This is a genomic window from Aeromonas sp. ASNIH8 (genome assembly GCF_002919855.1).
Taxonomy (GTDB): domain Bacteria; phylum Pseudomonadota; class Gammaproteobacteria; order Enterobacterales; family Aeromonadaceae; genus Aeromonas; species Aeromonas caviae.
This window is the reverse complement of the sequence record NZ_PQLN01000098.1, coordinates 1-15,739: the sequence shown is the minus strand read 5'-3', so window position 1 is coordinate 15,739 and position 15,739 is coordinate 1. Positions and strand designations below refer to the sequence as shown.

Annotated in this window: 9 protein-coding genes; 3 read left to right on the top strand and 6 right to left on the bottom strand. The window is 60.7% G+C overall.

Features of this window, described 5'->3' with window-relative positions:
* Window positions 1-39 precede the first annotated feature (39 nt).
* Both C3418_RS19460 and C3418_RS19450 read right to left on the bottom strand, forming a co-directional pair.
* Window positions 40-1,101, bottom strand: a complete 1,062-nt coding sequence (locus C3418_RS19460) for a transposase (RefSeq protein ID WP_258040146.1) — start codon at window positions 1,099-1,101, stop codon at window positions 40-42.
* A 768-nt stretch (window positions 1,102-1,869) separates the two neighbouring features.
* Entirely contained in the window at window positions 1,870-2,820 is a 951-nt protein-coding gene (locus C3418_RS19450; RefSeq protein WP_052816301.1) for a transposase, read from the bottom strand.
* A 553-nt stretch (window positions 2,821-3,373) separates the two neighbouring features.
* Here C3418_RS19450 and C3418_RS19445 point away from each other — a divergent pair.
* Window positions 3,374-4,579 carry a hypothetical protein gene (locus tag C3418_RS19445; RefSeq protein ID WP_146054132.1) on the top strand — a complete coding sequence of 402 codons (1,206 nt, stop codon included), beginning with the start codon at window positions 3,374-3,376 and terminating at the stop codon, window positions 4,577-4,579.
* A gap of 213 nt (window positions 4,580-4,792) precedes the next feature.
* Here C3418_RS19445 and C3418_RS19440 read toward each other — a convergent pair whose 3' ends face one another.
* The 3 genes from C3418_RS19440 to C3418_RS19430 form a co-directional block, all read right to left on the bottom strand.
* A complete protein-coding gene (locus C3418_RS19440; RefSeq protein ID WP_052815159.1) occupies window positions 4,793-7,144 on the bottom strand; it encodes a YgiQ family radical SAM protein in 2,352 nt (783 codons plus the stop codon).
* Between the two features lie 196 nt (window positions 7,145-7,340).
* Window positions 7,341-10,493 carry an efflux RND transporter permease subunit gene (locus C3418_RS19435; protein ID WP_052815158.1) on the bottom strand — a complete coding sequence of 1,051 codons (3,153 nt, stop codon included), beginning with the start codon at window positions 10,491-10,493 and terminating at the stop codon, window positions 7,341-7,343.
* Window positions 10,493-11,545 (bottom strand): efflux RND transporter periplasmic adaptor subunit, encoded by a 1,053-nt coding sequence (locus C3418_RS19430; protein WP_052815157.1) that lies wholly within the window; start codon window positions 11,543-11,545, stop codon window positions 10,493-10,495. Before C3418_RS19430 ends, C3418_RS19435 begins: the two co-directional genes overlap by 1 nt.
* A gap of 210 nt (window positions 11,546-11,755) precedes the next feature.
* Between C3418_RS19430 and C3418_RS19425 the strand changes: the two genes are divergently transcribed.
* Together C3418_RS19425 and rssA are read left to right on the top strand one after the other, a co-directional pair.
* On the top strand, window positions 11,756-13,312 hold the full coding sequence (locus tag C3418_RS19425) for a sensor domain-containing diguanylate cyclase (RefSeq protein WP_052815156.1): 1,557 nt from the start codon (window positions 11,756-11,758) through the stop codon (window positions 13,310-13,312).
* 34 nt (window positions 13,313-13,346) lie between these two features.
* Window positions 13,347-14,216: a patatin-like phospholipase RssA gene (gene rssA, locus C3418_RS19420; protein ID WP_052815155.1), complete on the top strand. Its 870-nt coding sequence runs from the start codon at window positions 13,347-13,349 to the stop codon at window positions 14,214-14,216.
* A gap of 65 nt (window positions 14,217-14,281) precedes the next feature.
* Here the strand turns inward: rssA and C3418_RS19415 are convergent, their stop codons facing one another.
* A complete protein-coding gene (locus C3418_RS19415; RefSeq protein WP_080989904.1) occupies window positions 14,282-15,622 on the bottom strand; it encodes a sodium-dependent transporter in 1,341 nt (446 codons plus the stop codon).
* Window positions 15,623-15,739 lie beyond the last annotated feature (117 nt).

The following is a 15,739-nucleotide window of genomic DNA, read 5'->3' as shown; positions in this document are numbered from 1 at the left end:
CAGAAGATGACGGTATAACCTGGCCAGAAGGAGGCAATATCAATATGATGCACGGCGACAGCAGGGTGATGGTGGTGGTGTGTTTGGAGACAGCCAGTTTACCAGCACCCTGTCTGTCAACTTCCACTTCCCCAAGATCCCGCGAAGAACCTTAAAAGAGGGCTGATAACACCGTCGCTGACCACAGTGCCGGGCAAACTGCTGGCAATGGTCTCTGTCACCCACCACTCTGATGCCCCGGCGCCGAAACAGCGTCACCTGCTTCAGCCAGCGAATCTCATCCAGCCCCAACCGCGCCAGGATGGGGGCAAGACATGCCGGGATATGGCCCCGTTTGTCCACTCTGATGGCACGACCTGTCCAGTCCACCAGCATCAGATAATCGGTAAAGGCATAAGGCAGACCATTCGATGTACGCTGGTTGGCAAACGGCAGCAACAAGGGTGGCAATGGAGCTGCGGGCTGCTCGCCATCGAGACGCTGCTTGAGGCTGGTGTAATCGCTCTGCTCAGGCCGATCGGCCAATCCCGCTCGTATCGGGTTGAGGTCAACGTACGTCATGCAGGCCAGCAGGGCTGACTCGGTGAGCAGGGCCTGGCTCTTGAAGCGCCCTTCCCAGAAATGGCCCTTGCAGCCGTCTTCCCGATTCGCCTGCCGAGCCAGGGTTTCGTTGAGCAACCGCACAAACCAGCTGATGGAATAGAGCCTCGTGCGCCACTCCCCTATCAGTTGCTGCACAACCAACAACTCGGGCTCAATCAGGGATTCCCCCTGATACCAACGTCGCATCAGCAGCGGCCACTGGAACAGCGCAGCCCAGCGTTCGGCCACCTCTCGCTCGCTCCAGCTGGCAGCAGTATCGGGCTCTACCTTGAGCACCAGGTGATAGTGGTTGCTCATCACCGCATAGGCACAAACACCGATGGCAAACAGTCGCGACAATTGGCCCAACTTGTCGACCACCCATTGACGCCGATGTTCGTAACTCTGGCCAGAATGGGCATCCTCCCCGCACAGAAACGCCCGCCGCACACAGCGACTGACCACGTGGTAGTAAGGCGTATCCTGCAAACTGATTTGACGTGAACGGGCAATGGTCATGGCTCACCCCCTGGGCAGTGACCTCTCAAGCCAAGTACAGGGATACGCCGCTGTCAAAAAGGTGGGTGTCCCAGATTCCCCCCCGGATTTGCAATAACCGTCACCTTCATAGGCAGAGCCCGCGCTTCTGCCCATCACACAAGGGCGACCAACTGGTCGCCCTTGTTATTTATTGCCAACACTGCCCCCATTCGAGATATCGGCAAACCCGCCCCTTGGCATCAGGTTTGGTCATGCGAGCCAAAGGTGGATCCCCATATTTGCCGACTCTCGTAAAGATCTCCAAGGGACGTCGTCATCTCCCCCCTTCTCCATGGACCGAGCAAGATAAGCTCCCTTTTTATTTGGGACAGCCATCTTTGTGTACGGATTGTTCCATTGGAGGAACCATATCACCCACTCTGTTTCACTGATGCAAAAATCACCTGCTCAAGCAACACCCACGTTGTCGTAGCGTTGTGAAAAAACGGCCTGATAACAAAGGGCCGATAGTACATCTTCCTTAACCCTTCTCTTCTTATCTGCGACAGCCACCTTTTGGAAAGGCGCTGTCCCAATTATGTGTCGCCTTATCAGGACAGCCATCTTTTGGAGAAAGCCCTCATCAAGCGCCCAGCACAACTCGTCATCCAGCATGTGCGATGGCATTTGTGAAACTCGGGGGATTAAAAAGAATGTCTTGGCATCGATGACGCCAATTCAGATGCGATCACACCGGTGATGAGCTGGCGCTATACCGGACGTTGTTATGACACAAATATTCATCACTCAAAGGGATGGTTGATGACACCGTCGCTGGCCACAGTGCCAGGCAAACTGCTGACAATGCTCTTTGTCACCCACCACTCTGATACCCTGGCGCCGAAACAGCGTCACTTGCTTGAGCCAGCGCACCTCGTCTAACCCCAGCCGCGCCAGGATGGGGGCAAGACAAACTGGGATATGGCCCCGTTTGTCCACTCGGATGGCGCGACCTGTCCAGTCCACCAGCATCAGGTAATCCGCAAAGGTATATGGCAGGCTATCGGGTCGCGCTTCGTGCGCGAATGGCAACAGCAACGGAGGCAATGGGGCGGCGGACTGCTCACCATCGAGACGCTGCTTGAGGCTGGTGTAATCGCTCTGCTCGGGCCGGTCGGCAATCGCCGCCCGTATCGGATTGAGATCAACATAGGCCATGCAGGCCAGCAGGGCTGATTCGGTGAGCAGGGCCTGGCTCTTGAAGCGCCCTTCCCAAAAATTGCCCTTGCAACCATCTTCCCGATTGGCCTGCCGAGCCAGGTTTTCGTTGAGCAACCGCACAAACCAGCTGATGGAATGTAACCGCTCCCGCCACTGCCCTATCAGTTGTTGCACCACAGCGAGTTCAGGCTCAATCAGGGATTCCCCCTGATACCAGCGTCGTACCAGCAGCGGCCACTGGAATAGCGCCCCCCAACGCTCGGCCACCTCCCGCTCGCTCCAATTGGCAGCGTTATCCGACTCGACCTTGAGCACCAGGTGATAGTGATTGCTCATCACCGCATAGGCACACACACCGATGGCAAACAGTCGCGACAATTGGCCCAACTTGTCCACTACCCACTGGCGCCGATGCTCGTAACTCTGGCCGGAGTGGGCATCTTCCCCGCACAGAAACGCCCGCCGCACACAGCGACTGACCACATGATAGTAAGGCGTATCCTGCAAACTGATTTGACGTGAACGGGCAATGGTCATGGCTCACCCCCTGGGCAGTGACACCTCAAGCCAAGTACAGGGCTACGCCGCTGTCAAAAAGGTGGGTGTCCCAGATTTTGTTGGTGTCCCAGATTTCCCAGATACCCCCAAATTTCACAATTTGCTGATCAAGTTCAAAAAACAATGTGATTCCGATGGTTACATCATTTTAAGGCTCGCTTGGGTAGTTTAGTTTGTCTTACAGTGGCTATCTGGAACCTGTTGAACTGCGATGGGTCACTGCCCTCGCTGGTCAATGGAGCATATTGGAAGCTGTAATCCATGGGCGGTAGCGTGGGATTTGGTGACATTACGCCCCATACAGAAAGGTGGGTGTCCCAGATTTCTCCAAAAGGTGGGTGTCCCAGATCTCTCCTCCCAGATCTCTAACAGAGCAGCCCCTACCAAGCCGCTTTATCGTCCGCATGCAAGCGCTTTGATGACATGGCTCAAATAACGAAAATTTTCTGATAGTCGTATCAGATTGACTGCTAGCATAAGTGGTTTCATTTGTCTTACGCTACGTATCCAGTGCCTATAGAGAAGACGCTAAGTGTCAATATCCGCCTATAAAGACCACCCGATAAGAGCATCGTTATCTCGCATTCTTCAAATGCAAAGCGAGCCTGAATTCGCAGAGCCGAACATAGCAGAAAACGATCAGTTCGCGTTTGCGCGAGACAAGGTTTTTGCAATGAGCCACGCAATTGATGCTTTACTCCATCATACCCCAGCGGAGCTCACCAGCGTACAAGCACTTAGTCAACTTAACAGCAATATCCAAGCCCCTCTGAGTGAGCTGACTGCATTTCTTTCGAATAAGAATGCAGGTCACTTGATTAATGCAGCCACACAGTTCGAACAGAATATACTTCCCTATCTTTGGGGTTTTGTACCGCAGCTTCAGAGCCTGTCTCAGGACTCGCTCTCTAGTTTGCTCGAAGCTCAAGCTACTGTATCACGCGAATCCGTTAGGCAGCTCGTAGCACAGCGAGATCATCTAGCCAGCAAGCTTCAAGAACTTACTACCAAAACCGAAGAACAAGTGGTTCAGCTTGGTGCGCTTACTGAAGGGGCTGCCAAGGAACGAGCTGAAGCCGCCGCCACTGTTGCGAAGCTTGAGCAGCTTTTTGCTCAGAAGGAAACGGATCGAGCAACCATCTTTGAAACAGCCCTTACTGAACTGAAAAAGGAGTTCAAGTCTTTCGAGGCTAACGCCAAAATTGAGAGCGATGCACTAATTGACTACCTAGAGAATCAGCGCAATCAAGCTGCTCGCCTTGTTCAAGTCGTCGGTAATATTGGCGTCACCGGAAACTATCAGCAAATTGCAAATACCGAAGCAACGCAAGCCAATTTCTGGCGCTGGGTTACTGTCGCAATATTTGGTGCCGGTGTTCTTGTCGCTGGCGCAACATTCATTAAATTTTGGGGACAACCTTTCTCGTCCGAAAACGCGTGGTCTGTTGCAATTCGCCTTCTATACGCTATCGCGATCACAGCTCCAGCCTGGTATACGGCTCGTGAATCAGCCCGCCATCGGACTAACTCCGACCGAGCGAGACAAACTGAACTCGAACTTGCATCAATTGGGCCTTTCATTGAACTCATGCCAGAAGATAAAAAGGTAAAAATTCGCGAGCAACTTACCCCCTCATACTTCGGAAAAGCCGTGGAGGCACATACTGCGGATAATCCTTTGGATGCTGCTGCGGTTAAAGACCTTGCTATCGAATTGGCGAAAGCATTAAAAAAATGAATTCATTGAGTTGATGCCCACTCACCATTTTCCTCGCTTGATGATCTTCACCTTCTAGCGAGCTTAATTGTTATGTACTTTCAGGGCAGAAAACGGGGGGGACCCCACTTTCTGTGGGTAGACACAACATATCAAGATCAACCAGCAAACCAATAAAACAAAGGCGACCATCCGGTCGCCTTTTCTATTTCTATCTCTTTCCAATCAGGAAACTCACCTTGCCGGTCGCTTGGCACCATTTCCTTTGGCCGCTGGCTTGCCGCCCTGAGTGGCAGGTTTGGCACCCTGCTTGGCAGAGCCTGCGCGGGTCGGGGCCTTACCTTTGTGAGCGGGTTTCCCCTGCCCTGCCGGTTTACCCTGACTTGCGCCCTGTGCGGCAGACTTGCCGTTGCCCGAGCCTTTCTGCAGCTGGGTGCCCACCGGTTTACCATTGCCGGCCTTGTTGCCAGCACCATTGCCGCGCTGATGCACGATATTGCTATGACGGGTCAACGCGGGCTTGAGGCCCTTGCTGCGGCTGCGTTCGGCCTTGGCCTCGCCGCGGCCTTCCGGCGGCACCAGGCAGTCGGGGCCGTTACCGATGAGGTGGCCCTTGCCCATCTCCAGCAGGGCTTCGCGGATCATCGGCCAGCCGGCCGGATCGTGATAGCGCAGCAGCGCCTTGTGCAGGCGACGGCGACGCTCCCCTTTCACCACGAACACGTCCCCGCCCTGGCGGCTCACCTTGTTGAGGGGGTTTTTCTCGGTGTAATACATGGTGGTGGCGTTGGCGAGCGGCGACGGGTAGAAGTTCTGCACCTGATCGAGCTTGAAGCGGTTGGACTTGATCCAGAGCGCCATGTTCACCATGTCTTCATCCGTGGTGCCTGGGTGGGCGGAGATGAAATAGGGGATCAGGTACTGCTGCTTGCCCGCCTCTTTGGAGTACTTGTCGAACAGCTCCTTGAAGCTGTAGTAGCTGCCCATGCCCGGCTTCATCATCTTGGAGAGCGGGCCCTCCTCGGTGTGTTCCGGCGCGATCTTGAGGTAGCCGCCGACGTGGTACTTGGCCAGCTCCTTGATGTAGCGCGGATCTTCCACCGCGATGTCGTAACGCACGCCGGAGGCGATCAGGATCTTCTTGATGCCCTTGAGGTCGCGCGCCTTGCGATAGAGGTTGATGGTCGGGCTGTGGTCGGTGTCCATGTGCGGGCAGATGGTCGGCCAGACGCAGGAGGCACGGCGACAGGTCTGCTCGGCCTTGGGGCTCTTGCAGCGTAAGCGGTACATGTTGGCGGTGGGGCCGCCCAGATCCGAGATGACGCCGGTAAAGCCCGGCACCTTGTCGCGGATCTCTTCGATTTCTTTCAAGATCGACTCTTCCGAGCGGCTCTGGATGATGCGCCCTTCGTGCTCGGTGATGGAGCAGAAGGAGCAGCCGCCGAAGCAGCCACGCATGATGTTGACCGAGGTCTTGATCATGTCGTAGGCCGGGATCTTCTCGTTGCCATAGGCCGGGTGCGGCACCCGCTGGTACGGCAGGCCGAACACCCCGTCCATCTCGTCGGTCTCGAGCGGGAAGGCAGGCGGGTTGACCCAGATGATGCGATCGCCGTGGGCCTGGGAGAGGGCGCGGGCGCAGCCCGGGTTGGTCTCGTGGTGCAGGATGCGCGACGCATGGGCGTAGAGCACCTTGTCCTCCTTCACCCGCTCAAACGCCGGCAGCTTGACATAGGTCTTCTCCCACGGTTTTTGCTTAGGGGGCTGCACCAGGATGGGCTTGGCCTCCTGCTCCATCGGCGCAGTGCCCTCGTCGTCGCTGCAGGGGGCCCCTTCCATATAGGGGTTGGGAATGGGATCGATGCGGCCAATCTGGTCGAGCTTGCTCGAATCCACCCCGCGCCAGCCCGGCAGCGGCTCCTTGCGGATCACGGCGGTGCCGCGAATGTCCTGCATGGTCTCGATGGTCTCGCCACCTGCAATGCGGTGAGCCACCTCCACCAGGGGGCGCTCGGCGTTGCCGTAGATGAGGATGTCGGCCTTGGCGTCGATCAGGATGGAGCGACGGATGGTCTCGGACCAGTAGTCGTAGTGGGCGATGCGGCGCAGGGATGCCTCTATGCCGCCGATGACCACCGGCACCTCTTTATAGGCCTCTTTGCAGCGCTGAGTGTAGACCAAGGTGGCGCGATCCGGCCGCTTGCCGCCCACATCCCCCGGGGTGTAGGCGTCGTCGTGGCGCAGCTTCTTGTCGGCGGTGTAGCGGTTGATCATGGAGTCCATGTTGCCCGCCGTCACCCCGTAGAAGAGGTTGGGCTTGCCCAGGCGCATGAAGTCATCCTTCGATGACCAGTCCGGCTGGGCGATGATGCCGACCCGAAAACCCTGTGATTCGAGCATGCGGCCGATCACCGCCATGCCGAAGCTCGGGTGATCCACGTAAGCGTCGCCTGTCACCAGCACGATGTCGCAGCTGTCCCAGCCGAGCTTGTCCATCTCCGCACGGGACATGGGCAGGAAGGGCGCCGTGCCGTAGCACTCGGCCCAGTAACGGGGATAGGAGAAGAGGTTGGTAACCGGCTGCATTTTGACCACCTGGAACAATTCGGGTCGCGCATTATACCGGCAGAGCAAGGCGGGGGCGACGGCTTTTTGCCCCTACAGAACGCGAGGGGAAGGGGCGCCTTCGAGCGGGCGCGACAGGTCGGCGTGACAGACTCAGATCTCATCAACAAGCAGGGCGCCCATTGGCGCCCTGTTTGCTGTCATCCGGGTCGGCACGCTAGGCCGCCGGTTTGTCCCGCCCCTCGGGGACCACCGCCCCCGGCACCGGGGAGGGACTGGCCGGGGTTGCCGTGGCCAGTATTTCGTCCACCAGTCGGTCCCGTGCCCCCGTCATCCCCGCGCGTCTGGCGATCAGGTGATAGATGGCGGGCACCACCAGCAGGGTCACCAGGGTCGCCAAGGACAAGCCGAAGAAGACCACGGTCCCCACGGCCATCCGGCTCTCGTACCCCGCCCCCATGGAGAGCATCAGGGGCACGGCGCCGATGATGGCGGTGAGCGAGGTCATCAAGATGGGGCGCAGGCGGCGCACCGACCCCTTGATGATCGCCTCCTCGAACCCTTCACCCCGCTGGCGCAGCTGGTTGATGAACTCCACGATGAGGATGCCGTTCTTGGTCACCATGCCGATGAGCATGATCATGCCTATCTGGCTGTAGATGCTGAGCTCCTGCCCCGTGAGCCAGAGGCCGAGCAGGCCGCCGAAGATGCCGAGCGGCACCGTCATCATCACCACCGCCGGGGTCAGCAGGCTCTCGAACTGGGCCACCAGCACCAGATAGACCACCAGCAGGGCCAGGCCGAACACCAGTGCCATCTCCCCCTGGTTGTCGCGATAGTCCTTGGACTCGCCGGCGTAATCCACCGACATGCCGGTGGGCAGGTGATCTGCGGCCCAGCCATCCAGGAAGTCGAGCGCTTCCCCCAGGGTGTGGCCGGAGGCCACGTCCGCGGTGAGGGTGACCGCCTTCTGGCGCTGGTAGTGGTTGAGGCGCTGGGGACTCGCCACCTGGGTGACGGTCGCCAGGGTGGAGAGGCTCACCATCTCGCCGCTCGCGGCCTTCAAATAGATGCGGCTGATGTCGGAGATACCGTTGAACTGGGTCTGGTTGGCGCGCAGGTAGACGTCATACTCCTCGCCCCTGTCCACATAGGTGGTCTGGCTGACGCCGCCGAGCAGGGCCTGCAGGGAGCTTGCGATGGTGGAGACCGGAATGCCGAGCTGGGTGGCTCGCTCCCGCTCTATGGTCACCTGCAGCTCCGGGGTCTTCTCGGCATAGTCGAGATCCGGGCTCTGCATCAGCCCGCTTTGGGCCGCCGCCTCCTTGAGCGCCAGCCCCTGCTGGTTGAGCTCGCCGTAATCGGAGCCTTGCAGCACGAACTGCACCGCCGCGGTGGAGCCGCCTCTGAACCCCGGCTGGAAGGTGCGGATCATCACGTCGGGGATGCCGGCGAGGCGACCGCTCAGGGAGCGGCCAAACTCGGTGGCCGTTTCGTCTCGCACCGCCCAGTCACTGAGCTGGATGATGGCCATGCCGGTCTGATCGCCGCCGCGCCCGAAGGCCGGGGTGCTGAAGCTCATGGCCTGCACCACCCCCTTGCCGAGCAGCGGCAGGATGGCGGCCTCCACCTGCTGCATGTTGCGCTTCATCCGCTCGATGCTGGTGCCCTCCGCCCCTTTCACGAACACATAGAGCACGCCCCTGTCCTCGGTCGGGGTGAGGCTCGCGGGCAGCTTGCCAAAGAGGGCGCCAATGCCGCCGAGGCAGAGCAGCAACACCAGGGGCATCCAGACGGCGCGGCGCAGCACGGCCCCCAGCACGCGGCGATAACGCTCCTCCACCCAGCCAAGTCCCTTGTCCAGGGTGGCGGTCAGGGCGTTGGGCTTGTCCACGGCACGCATCAGCCAGGAGCCCATGGCCGGGGTCAGGGTGAGCGCCACCAGGGAGGAGAAGAGCACGGCCAGGGAGAGCAGGATGGCGAACTCGGTGAAGAGGCGCCCCACCATGCCGTCCATGAAGGCGATGGGCACGAACACCATCACCAGCACGGCGGTGGTGGCGATGACGGCAAAGCCCACCTCCCGGGTGCCGTGCCAGGCCGCCATCAAGGGGGACTCGCCCCGTTGCAGGTGGTGGTGGATGTTCTCCACCACCACGATGGCGTCATCCACCACCAGGCCGATGGCGAGGATGAGGGCCAGCAAGGTGATGAGGTTGATGGAAAAGCCCAGATACCAGGCACCGATGAAGGCCGAAATCAGGGAGACGGGCACCGTGATGGCCGGAATGAGGGTGGTGCGCCCCTGCCCGAGGAAGAGATAGAGCACGGCCACCACCAGCAGGGCGCAGATGGCGAGTGTCTCATACACCTCGTCGATGGCCTGCTTGATGAAGATGGTGGAGTCGTAGTCGACCTCAAGGGTAGCCCCCTCCGGCAGGAAGCGCTGCATCTCCACGAGCTTCTTCTCGATGCCCTGGGCCACCGCCAGGGGGTTGGCTGTGGATTGGGCGACGATGCCAATCCCCAGGCTCTCGCGGCCGTTGCGCTGATAGGCGCTGTCTTCGTTCTTGGCCCCCACCTCCACATCCGCAATGTCCGCCAGATAGATGCTCTGACCATTGGTGGCAGTTTTCACCGGCAGGGTGCGAAAATCTTCCGCACTGTGATAGAGCCGTGCGATCTGCACCGCCATGGTCATGGTGTTGTTGCGGATCTCGCCGCCCGGCAGCTCGATGTTCTCCCGCTTGAGGGCATCCTGCACGTCGGCCACCGTGATGCCGCGGGCCGCCATGTCGGCGGGGCGCAGCCGCACGTACATCACCTGGGTCAGGTCCCCGGAGAGGGAGACCTCGCTTACCCCGTCCACCAGGCTCAAGGGGTCCACCAGCATGCGATTGGCGTAATCCGTCATGGCGGTACGGTCCATCTGGGTGCTGCTGAAATTGAGCCAGATGGCCACATCCCCGTTGCCGTTGTCCTTGGTCACCATGGGCTCGTCCGCCCCGTCTGGCAGCTTGGGTCTGGCCCGGGAGATGGCGTCACGCACGTCGGAGGTGCCCTCCAGCATGTTCCAGCCGAGCTTGAACTCCACCGTGATGGAGGAGCGCCCCTTGCGGGTCACCGAGTTGATGTTCTTGATGCCGCTGATGCCGGAGAGCTGATCCTCGATGGGCTTGGTGACCTGGCTCTCCATCACCTCGGGGGCCGCCCCCTCATAGGTGGTGGTGATGGAAACGGACGGGGTCTGCACATCCGGCATCTCCCGCACGGTGAGTTTGCTGAAGGCCACCAGGCCGAACACGGTGAGCAGGGCGCTGATGACCACCGCCACCAGGGGACGGCGTACTGAGATATCGGAGAGCCACATCAGCCTTTCACCTCGCCCAGATCACGTACCTGGGCGCCGTCGCGCAGATTGACCAGCCCCTCCACCGCGATGCGATCGCCGACGTTCAACCCCTTGAGCACCCAGACGGCCTCGCCATGGGTGTCGCCAAGCTCCACCGGCACGCGCTTCACCCGTCCGTCCGCCTCCAGGCGATAGACGAAGCGCTGCTCGCCGGCATACTCCACCGACTGGGCGGGGATCAGGGTCATCTTCTGGGGTGGCAGAGAGAGATCCACGTTCATCAGCATGCCGGGACGCAGCTGGCCACCGGTGTTGGGCAGGATGACGCGGGCCTTGATGTTCTGGGTGTCGCTGGAGATCCGGCTGTCGAGGGTCTCCAGCACGCCGGAAAAGGATTGATCCGGCCAGGCCGAGCTGGTTGCCGTCACCGCCATGCCGGGGCGCAGCAGGGAGAGGTAGCGCTCGGGCACCGCCAGATCGAGCCGCAGTTTTGCCAGCTCGTCCAGATGCAAGAGCACGTCGCCGCTGTTGACCAGGGCTCCTTCGCTGAGATCGATGAGGCTGACAGTGCCGTCGAAGGGGGCGGCCAGGGTGCGCAGGGAGAGCTCGTAACGGGCCGCATCGACCCGGGCCTGGGCCTGGGCGACAGTCGCCTCCTGCCCCTCCAGCTCCGAGGTGGTGACGGCGCCTCGCGCCACCAGCTTGCGCATGTCCCGCAGCTTGCGAGCCTCGTCGCGCACGCTGGCGCTCTGCTCGGCCAGCTCCGCCTGCTGCTTGCCCGCATCCAGGGCGATCAGGGTCTGCCCCTGTGTGACCTGCTGGCCGGAGCTCACCGCGATGGTGGCAATGCGGCCGGTCACCTCGGGGCTGATGGCCACGGAGCGATTGGCCGCAAGCTTGCTCACCAGCTTGATGGAGGGCTCGGCCAGACTCTGCCTGACGGTTTCGGCCCTGATATTGATCTCTCTTGGTGCTGGCTTGCTGGCGGGTTCAGCCTGCCGCAGATGCCAGGCGCCCGCCGCCAGCAATAGAAGAAGAGGGAAAAGCCACAGCCACACGCGCGTTTTCATCACAAGATCCATGCAGTCAAAGAGAGAGGAAGAAGAGATAGCTTCATCAAGGATGGCACCATGTTACCCCCTGACTATGCCGTGACTATGTATAAATGTGACAAAACGTAACAGTCCGGTGAGAAGATCATCAAAAACGCATCTTGTCGGCACGCGCGTCAGGGTTCTGCCTTACACTGATGCCGACTCTCGCCATCTTCCGGTACGCCCATGTCCATTCCCTCCCCCGCCTTTGCCAGATACCGATTGCAGTGGCTGCTGCTGGGCCTCGGCCTGCTGCTGTTGCTGCTCGCCCTGCAACATGCGTTTCGCCAGGTTACCGAGATCAACAAGCGTGACACCATCAACGCCGCGACCCAGCTCAGCAGCCAGCACCAGCGGATGGAGACCTTCCTTGAGGCCATGCGCGGCCAGGCGGAGGAGCGCCTGCGCAGCAATCCCCAGTCCGTGCTCTCTCGCCAGCTCTATCAGGCGCTGCAATCCGACGGGGAGCACGGCATCAATCTGGATCGCATCCCTGTCGATCTGCCCCCCGCCCTCATCGGCAACCTGACCGGGCAGGGCCCGCTGCCCCATGACGGCAGCGAGCGGCAAGCCAGAATACATCTCGCCCTCAGCCTCTCCCCCCTGCTCGCCACGGCCAGCAAGCTGCTGGACAGGGACGTGGCCTGGATCTACTTCACCGGTACGGACAATTTCATCTACCTCTATCCCTGGGTGCCATCCAGCCAGTTTCGCTTCGATCCCGTGATTTACAGCAAGGCCTACTGGCAGGAGGCGATGGCCAGGCATCCCCACCTGGAGCACGCCATGCTCTCGCGCCCCTACCAGGATTTTGCCGGACGGGGGCAGATGATCACCCTCTCCCAGCCCATTACCCAGGGCGGCCAGATCATTGGCCTGCTCAGCATCGACATCCAGACCGTCACGCTGGCGCAGACCCTGCACCGCCTCGCCCCCCGGATTGGCACCCTGTTCCTGCTCAACGCCCATCAGCAGATCCTCGCCAGCAGCCAGTCCGGTACCGCGCCGCCCCCGGTCAGGACGGCGCAGTCAGCGGAATATGAGTGGCAACAGGGCGCCTTGCAGCTCGTCTATCCCATCCCGGAGACACCGCTCTCCCTCATCCATCGCATCCCGCTGCTGCCTCTGCTGCAGACGCTGTTGTGGCAATCGGCGACGGCGCTCATCACCATTCTCTGTCTGGTGGTGGCGACCGTCTCCAGCCTGCGTGCCCAGCGCCTCAACCGGCGCCTCAACTACCTGTCGCGCCACGATGCCCTGACCGGCGCCTTCAACCGCCACTACTTCGATGCCTTCGAACACCGCCAGGCCCTGGCAGGCCGCCAACGCATCGGCGCCATCATGTTTGACTGCGATCACTTCAAACAGGTCAACGACCGTTTCGGCCACGGGGTGGGCGATCAGGTCCTCATCCGTCTGGTGCAGCTCTGCCAGTCCCTGCTGACACGGGAGTGCCACCTGATCCGCTGGGGCGGCGAGGAGTTCCTGCTGCTCGTCACCGATGAAGCGATCCCTCTGGCCCCTTTGGCCGAGCGGCTTCGCCTGTGCATAGCAGAGCATCCCTGGAGCGCCATCGCGGCCGAGCTGAAGGTGACCGTCAGCCTGGGCCACTGTCGTCAATCACCGGCCATCTCCTTGCAGGAGGTGATCCGCCGCGCCGATATCGCCCTCTATCAGGCCAAGGCCAACGGCCGCAATCGCAGCGAAGCGTGGCGGGATGACGGACAGGAGAAGCCGGAGTAAGCTGGACTCCCACTTCATGTCAGGAGACGCAACTGTGTCACGAAAACCCCGTCTGGGATTGGCCCTGGGTAGCGGTGCGGCCCGAGGATGGGCCCACATCGGCATCATCCGTGCCCTGGAGCGACTGGGCGTCAAGCCGGATCTGGTGGCTGGCTGCTCCATCGGCAGCTTTGTCGGCGCCGCCTATGCCGCTGGTGAACTGGACAAGCTGGAGAGCTGGGTGCGCGGCTTCAGCCGCCTGCAGGTCATGGGGCTGCTCGATCCTGCCCTCTCCGGCGGCCTGTTTCGCGGTGACAAGGTATTTGGCATCGCCGCCGGCCATCTGGGGGATCCCGCCATCGAAAGCCTGCCGCTGCCCTTTGCCTGCGTCGCCACCGAACTCGATACCGGTCGCGAGATCTGGTTGCAGGAAGGACCGCTTCGCCAGTGTGTGCGCGCCTCTTGCGGTATGCCCGGCCTGCTCACCCCGACCCGGGTGGAGGAGCGCTGGCTGGTGGACGGGGCCGTGGTCAACCCGGTCCCCATCTCCCTAGCCCGCGCCATGGGAGCCGAGGTGGTGATCGCCGTCAACCTCAACACCGACATGCACCAGCCCTGGACCGACGAACCGGACGAGCCCGTGCAGGGGGGGCTGCTCAGCCAGTGGTTGAACCGGGGCGAGCGCGAACCCAGTACCCCCGGCATGTGGGGGGTGATGACGGGCTCCATCAACATCATGCAGGAGCGCATCACCCGTGCCCGGATGGCCGGGGATCCCCCCGAGATCCAGCTCTGCCCGCGCCTTGGCAACCTCTCCATCATGGATTTCCACCGCGCGAGCGACGCCATCAACGAGGGGGAAGCCTGTGTCGAGCGCAACCTGGAGCAGCTCAAGGAGGAGCTGTCACGACTCTGCCTGATATGAAGGCATATCGGGGTAAAAGACAAAAAGAGCGCCAATAGGCGCTTTTTTGTTTCGGGTTACGCGGCTCAGAACAGCCCCAGCCCCTTGAGCATCACTACCAGGATCAGCAGCGGCGACACATAGCGGATGATGAAAAACAGGGGGCTGAGGATGGGCAGCGCCAGCTTGCCCCCATTGGTCAGCGCCGTCGTCATCCGCTCGAATCCCCATACCCAGCCCACAAAGAGGCAGAGGAAAATGCCGCCAAGGGGCATCAGCACGTTGGAAGAGACGAAGTCGAACAGATCGAAGAAGGTTTTCCCGCCAACCTGCACATCCGCCAGCGTGCTGCTCGAGAGCGCACAGGTCGAGCCGACCGCTCCCAGCACCAGCAGGTTGATCAGGGTCGCCCTTGTGCGGCTCATGTGAAATCGCTCGGAGAGCACCGAGACCGGCACCTCCAGGATGGAGAGCATGGCCCCGGTGGCTGCGATGGCGGAGAGCACGAAGAAGAGCACCATGAAGAGGTGTCCAAACGGGATGCTGGCAAACACCGCGGGTATGGTGATGAACAGCAGGGAGGGGCCTGCGCTCGGCTCGAAGCCAAAGGCAAAGACCGCCGGGAAGATGGCGATCCCCGCCAGCATGGAGACGAAGAGATCCGCGCACATCACCCGTACCGTGGTGAGAGGGATGTGCTGATCGTCCCGAAAGTAGCTGCCATAGGTCATCATGCAGCCCATCCCGATGGAGAGCTTGAAGAACGCCAGCCCCATGGCCGTCAGCACGACGCCTGCGGTCACCTTGGAGAAATCCGGCGAGAACAGGAAATGCAGTCCTTCGCTCGCTCCGGGCAGAGTCAGGCTGCGCACGCCTATCACCAGCAGCAGGATGAAGAGCAGTGGCATCAACCGCTTGGTGACCGCTTCGATCCCCCTGGAGACCCCCATCAGCAAGATCCCCCCCATCAGGGCCAGCACCAGCCACTGCCAGAGCAGACTCTGCAAGGGATCCGTGATGAGTGAATTGAAGGCAGCACCCGTGACGGCGGGATCGGTGGAGAGGATCTCGCCGCTGGCCGCCTTGAAGATGTAGGCAAATACCCAGGCCGCCACCTCGGAGTAGAACGACATGATGAGGAAGGCCGCGCTCACCCCCATGGCGGCGATCAGCCACCAGGGTTGCCCCTTCGGAGCCAGCTTGATGAGCCCGCTGACCGCATCCGTCCTGGCCTCGCGCCCCAGCATGATCTCGGAGATCATCACCGGCAATCCCACCAGCAGGGTGGCGATGACATAGACCAGCAGAAAACCGGCGCCACCGTTCTCACCGGTCAGATAAGGAAACTTCCAGATATTGCCGAGCCCGACGGCAGACCCCAGAGTCGCGGCCAGCACGCCAAAGGTGCTGGTAAACCCCTCAGAGATCCCCTCATTTTTAGAGACTCAAATAATTCCAAGTGTGCGGGTATATAAGCGGTGTTGCTTCAGGTAGTAGATAAATTTATCCATCAACAAGACCGCATTGGCTTCTTTCATTTTAGG

What these genes read in the sequence shown, in the direction of transcription:
- C3418_RS19430 (WP_052815157.1), bottom strand. Translation starts at nt 11,545, where the DNA reads ATGAAAACGCGCGTGTGGCTGTGGCTTTTCCCTCTTCTTCTATTGCTG.
- C3418_RS19460 (WP_258040146.1), bottom strand. Translation starts at nt 1,101, where the DNA reads ATGACCATTGCCCGTTCACGTCAAATCAGTTTGCAGGATACGCCTTAC.
- C3418_RS19425 (WP_052815156.1), top strand. Translation starts at nt 11,756, where the DNA reads ATGTCCATTCCCTCCCCCGCCTTTGCCAGATACCGATTGCAGTGGCTG.
- C3418_RS19435 (WP_052815158.1), bottom strand. Translation starts at nt 10,493, where the DNA reads ATGTGGCTCTCCGATATCTCAGTACGCCGTCCCCTGGTGGCGGTGGTC.
- C3418_RS19440 (WP_052815159.1), bottom strand. Translation starts at nt 7,144, where the DNA reads ATGCAGCCGGTTACCAACCTCTTCTCCTATCCCCGTTACTGGGCCGAG.
- C3418_RS19450 (WP_052816301.1), bottom strand. Translation starts at nt 2,820, where the DNA reads ATGACCATTGCCCGTTCACGTCAAATCAGTTTGCAGGATACGCCTTAC.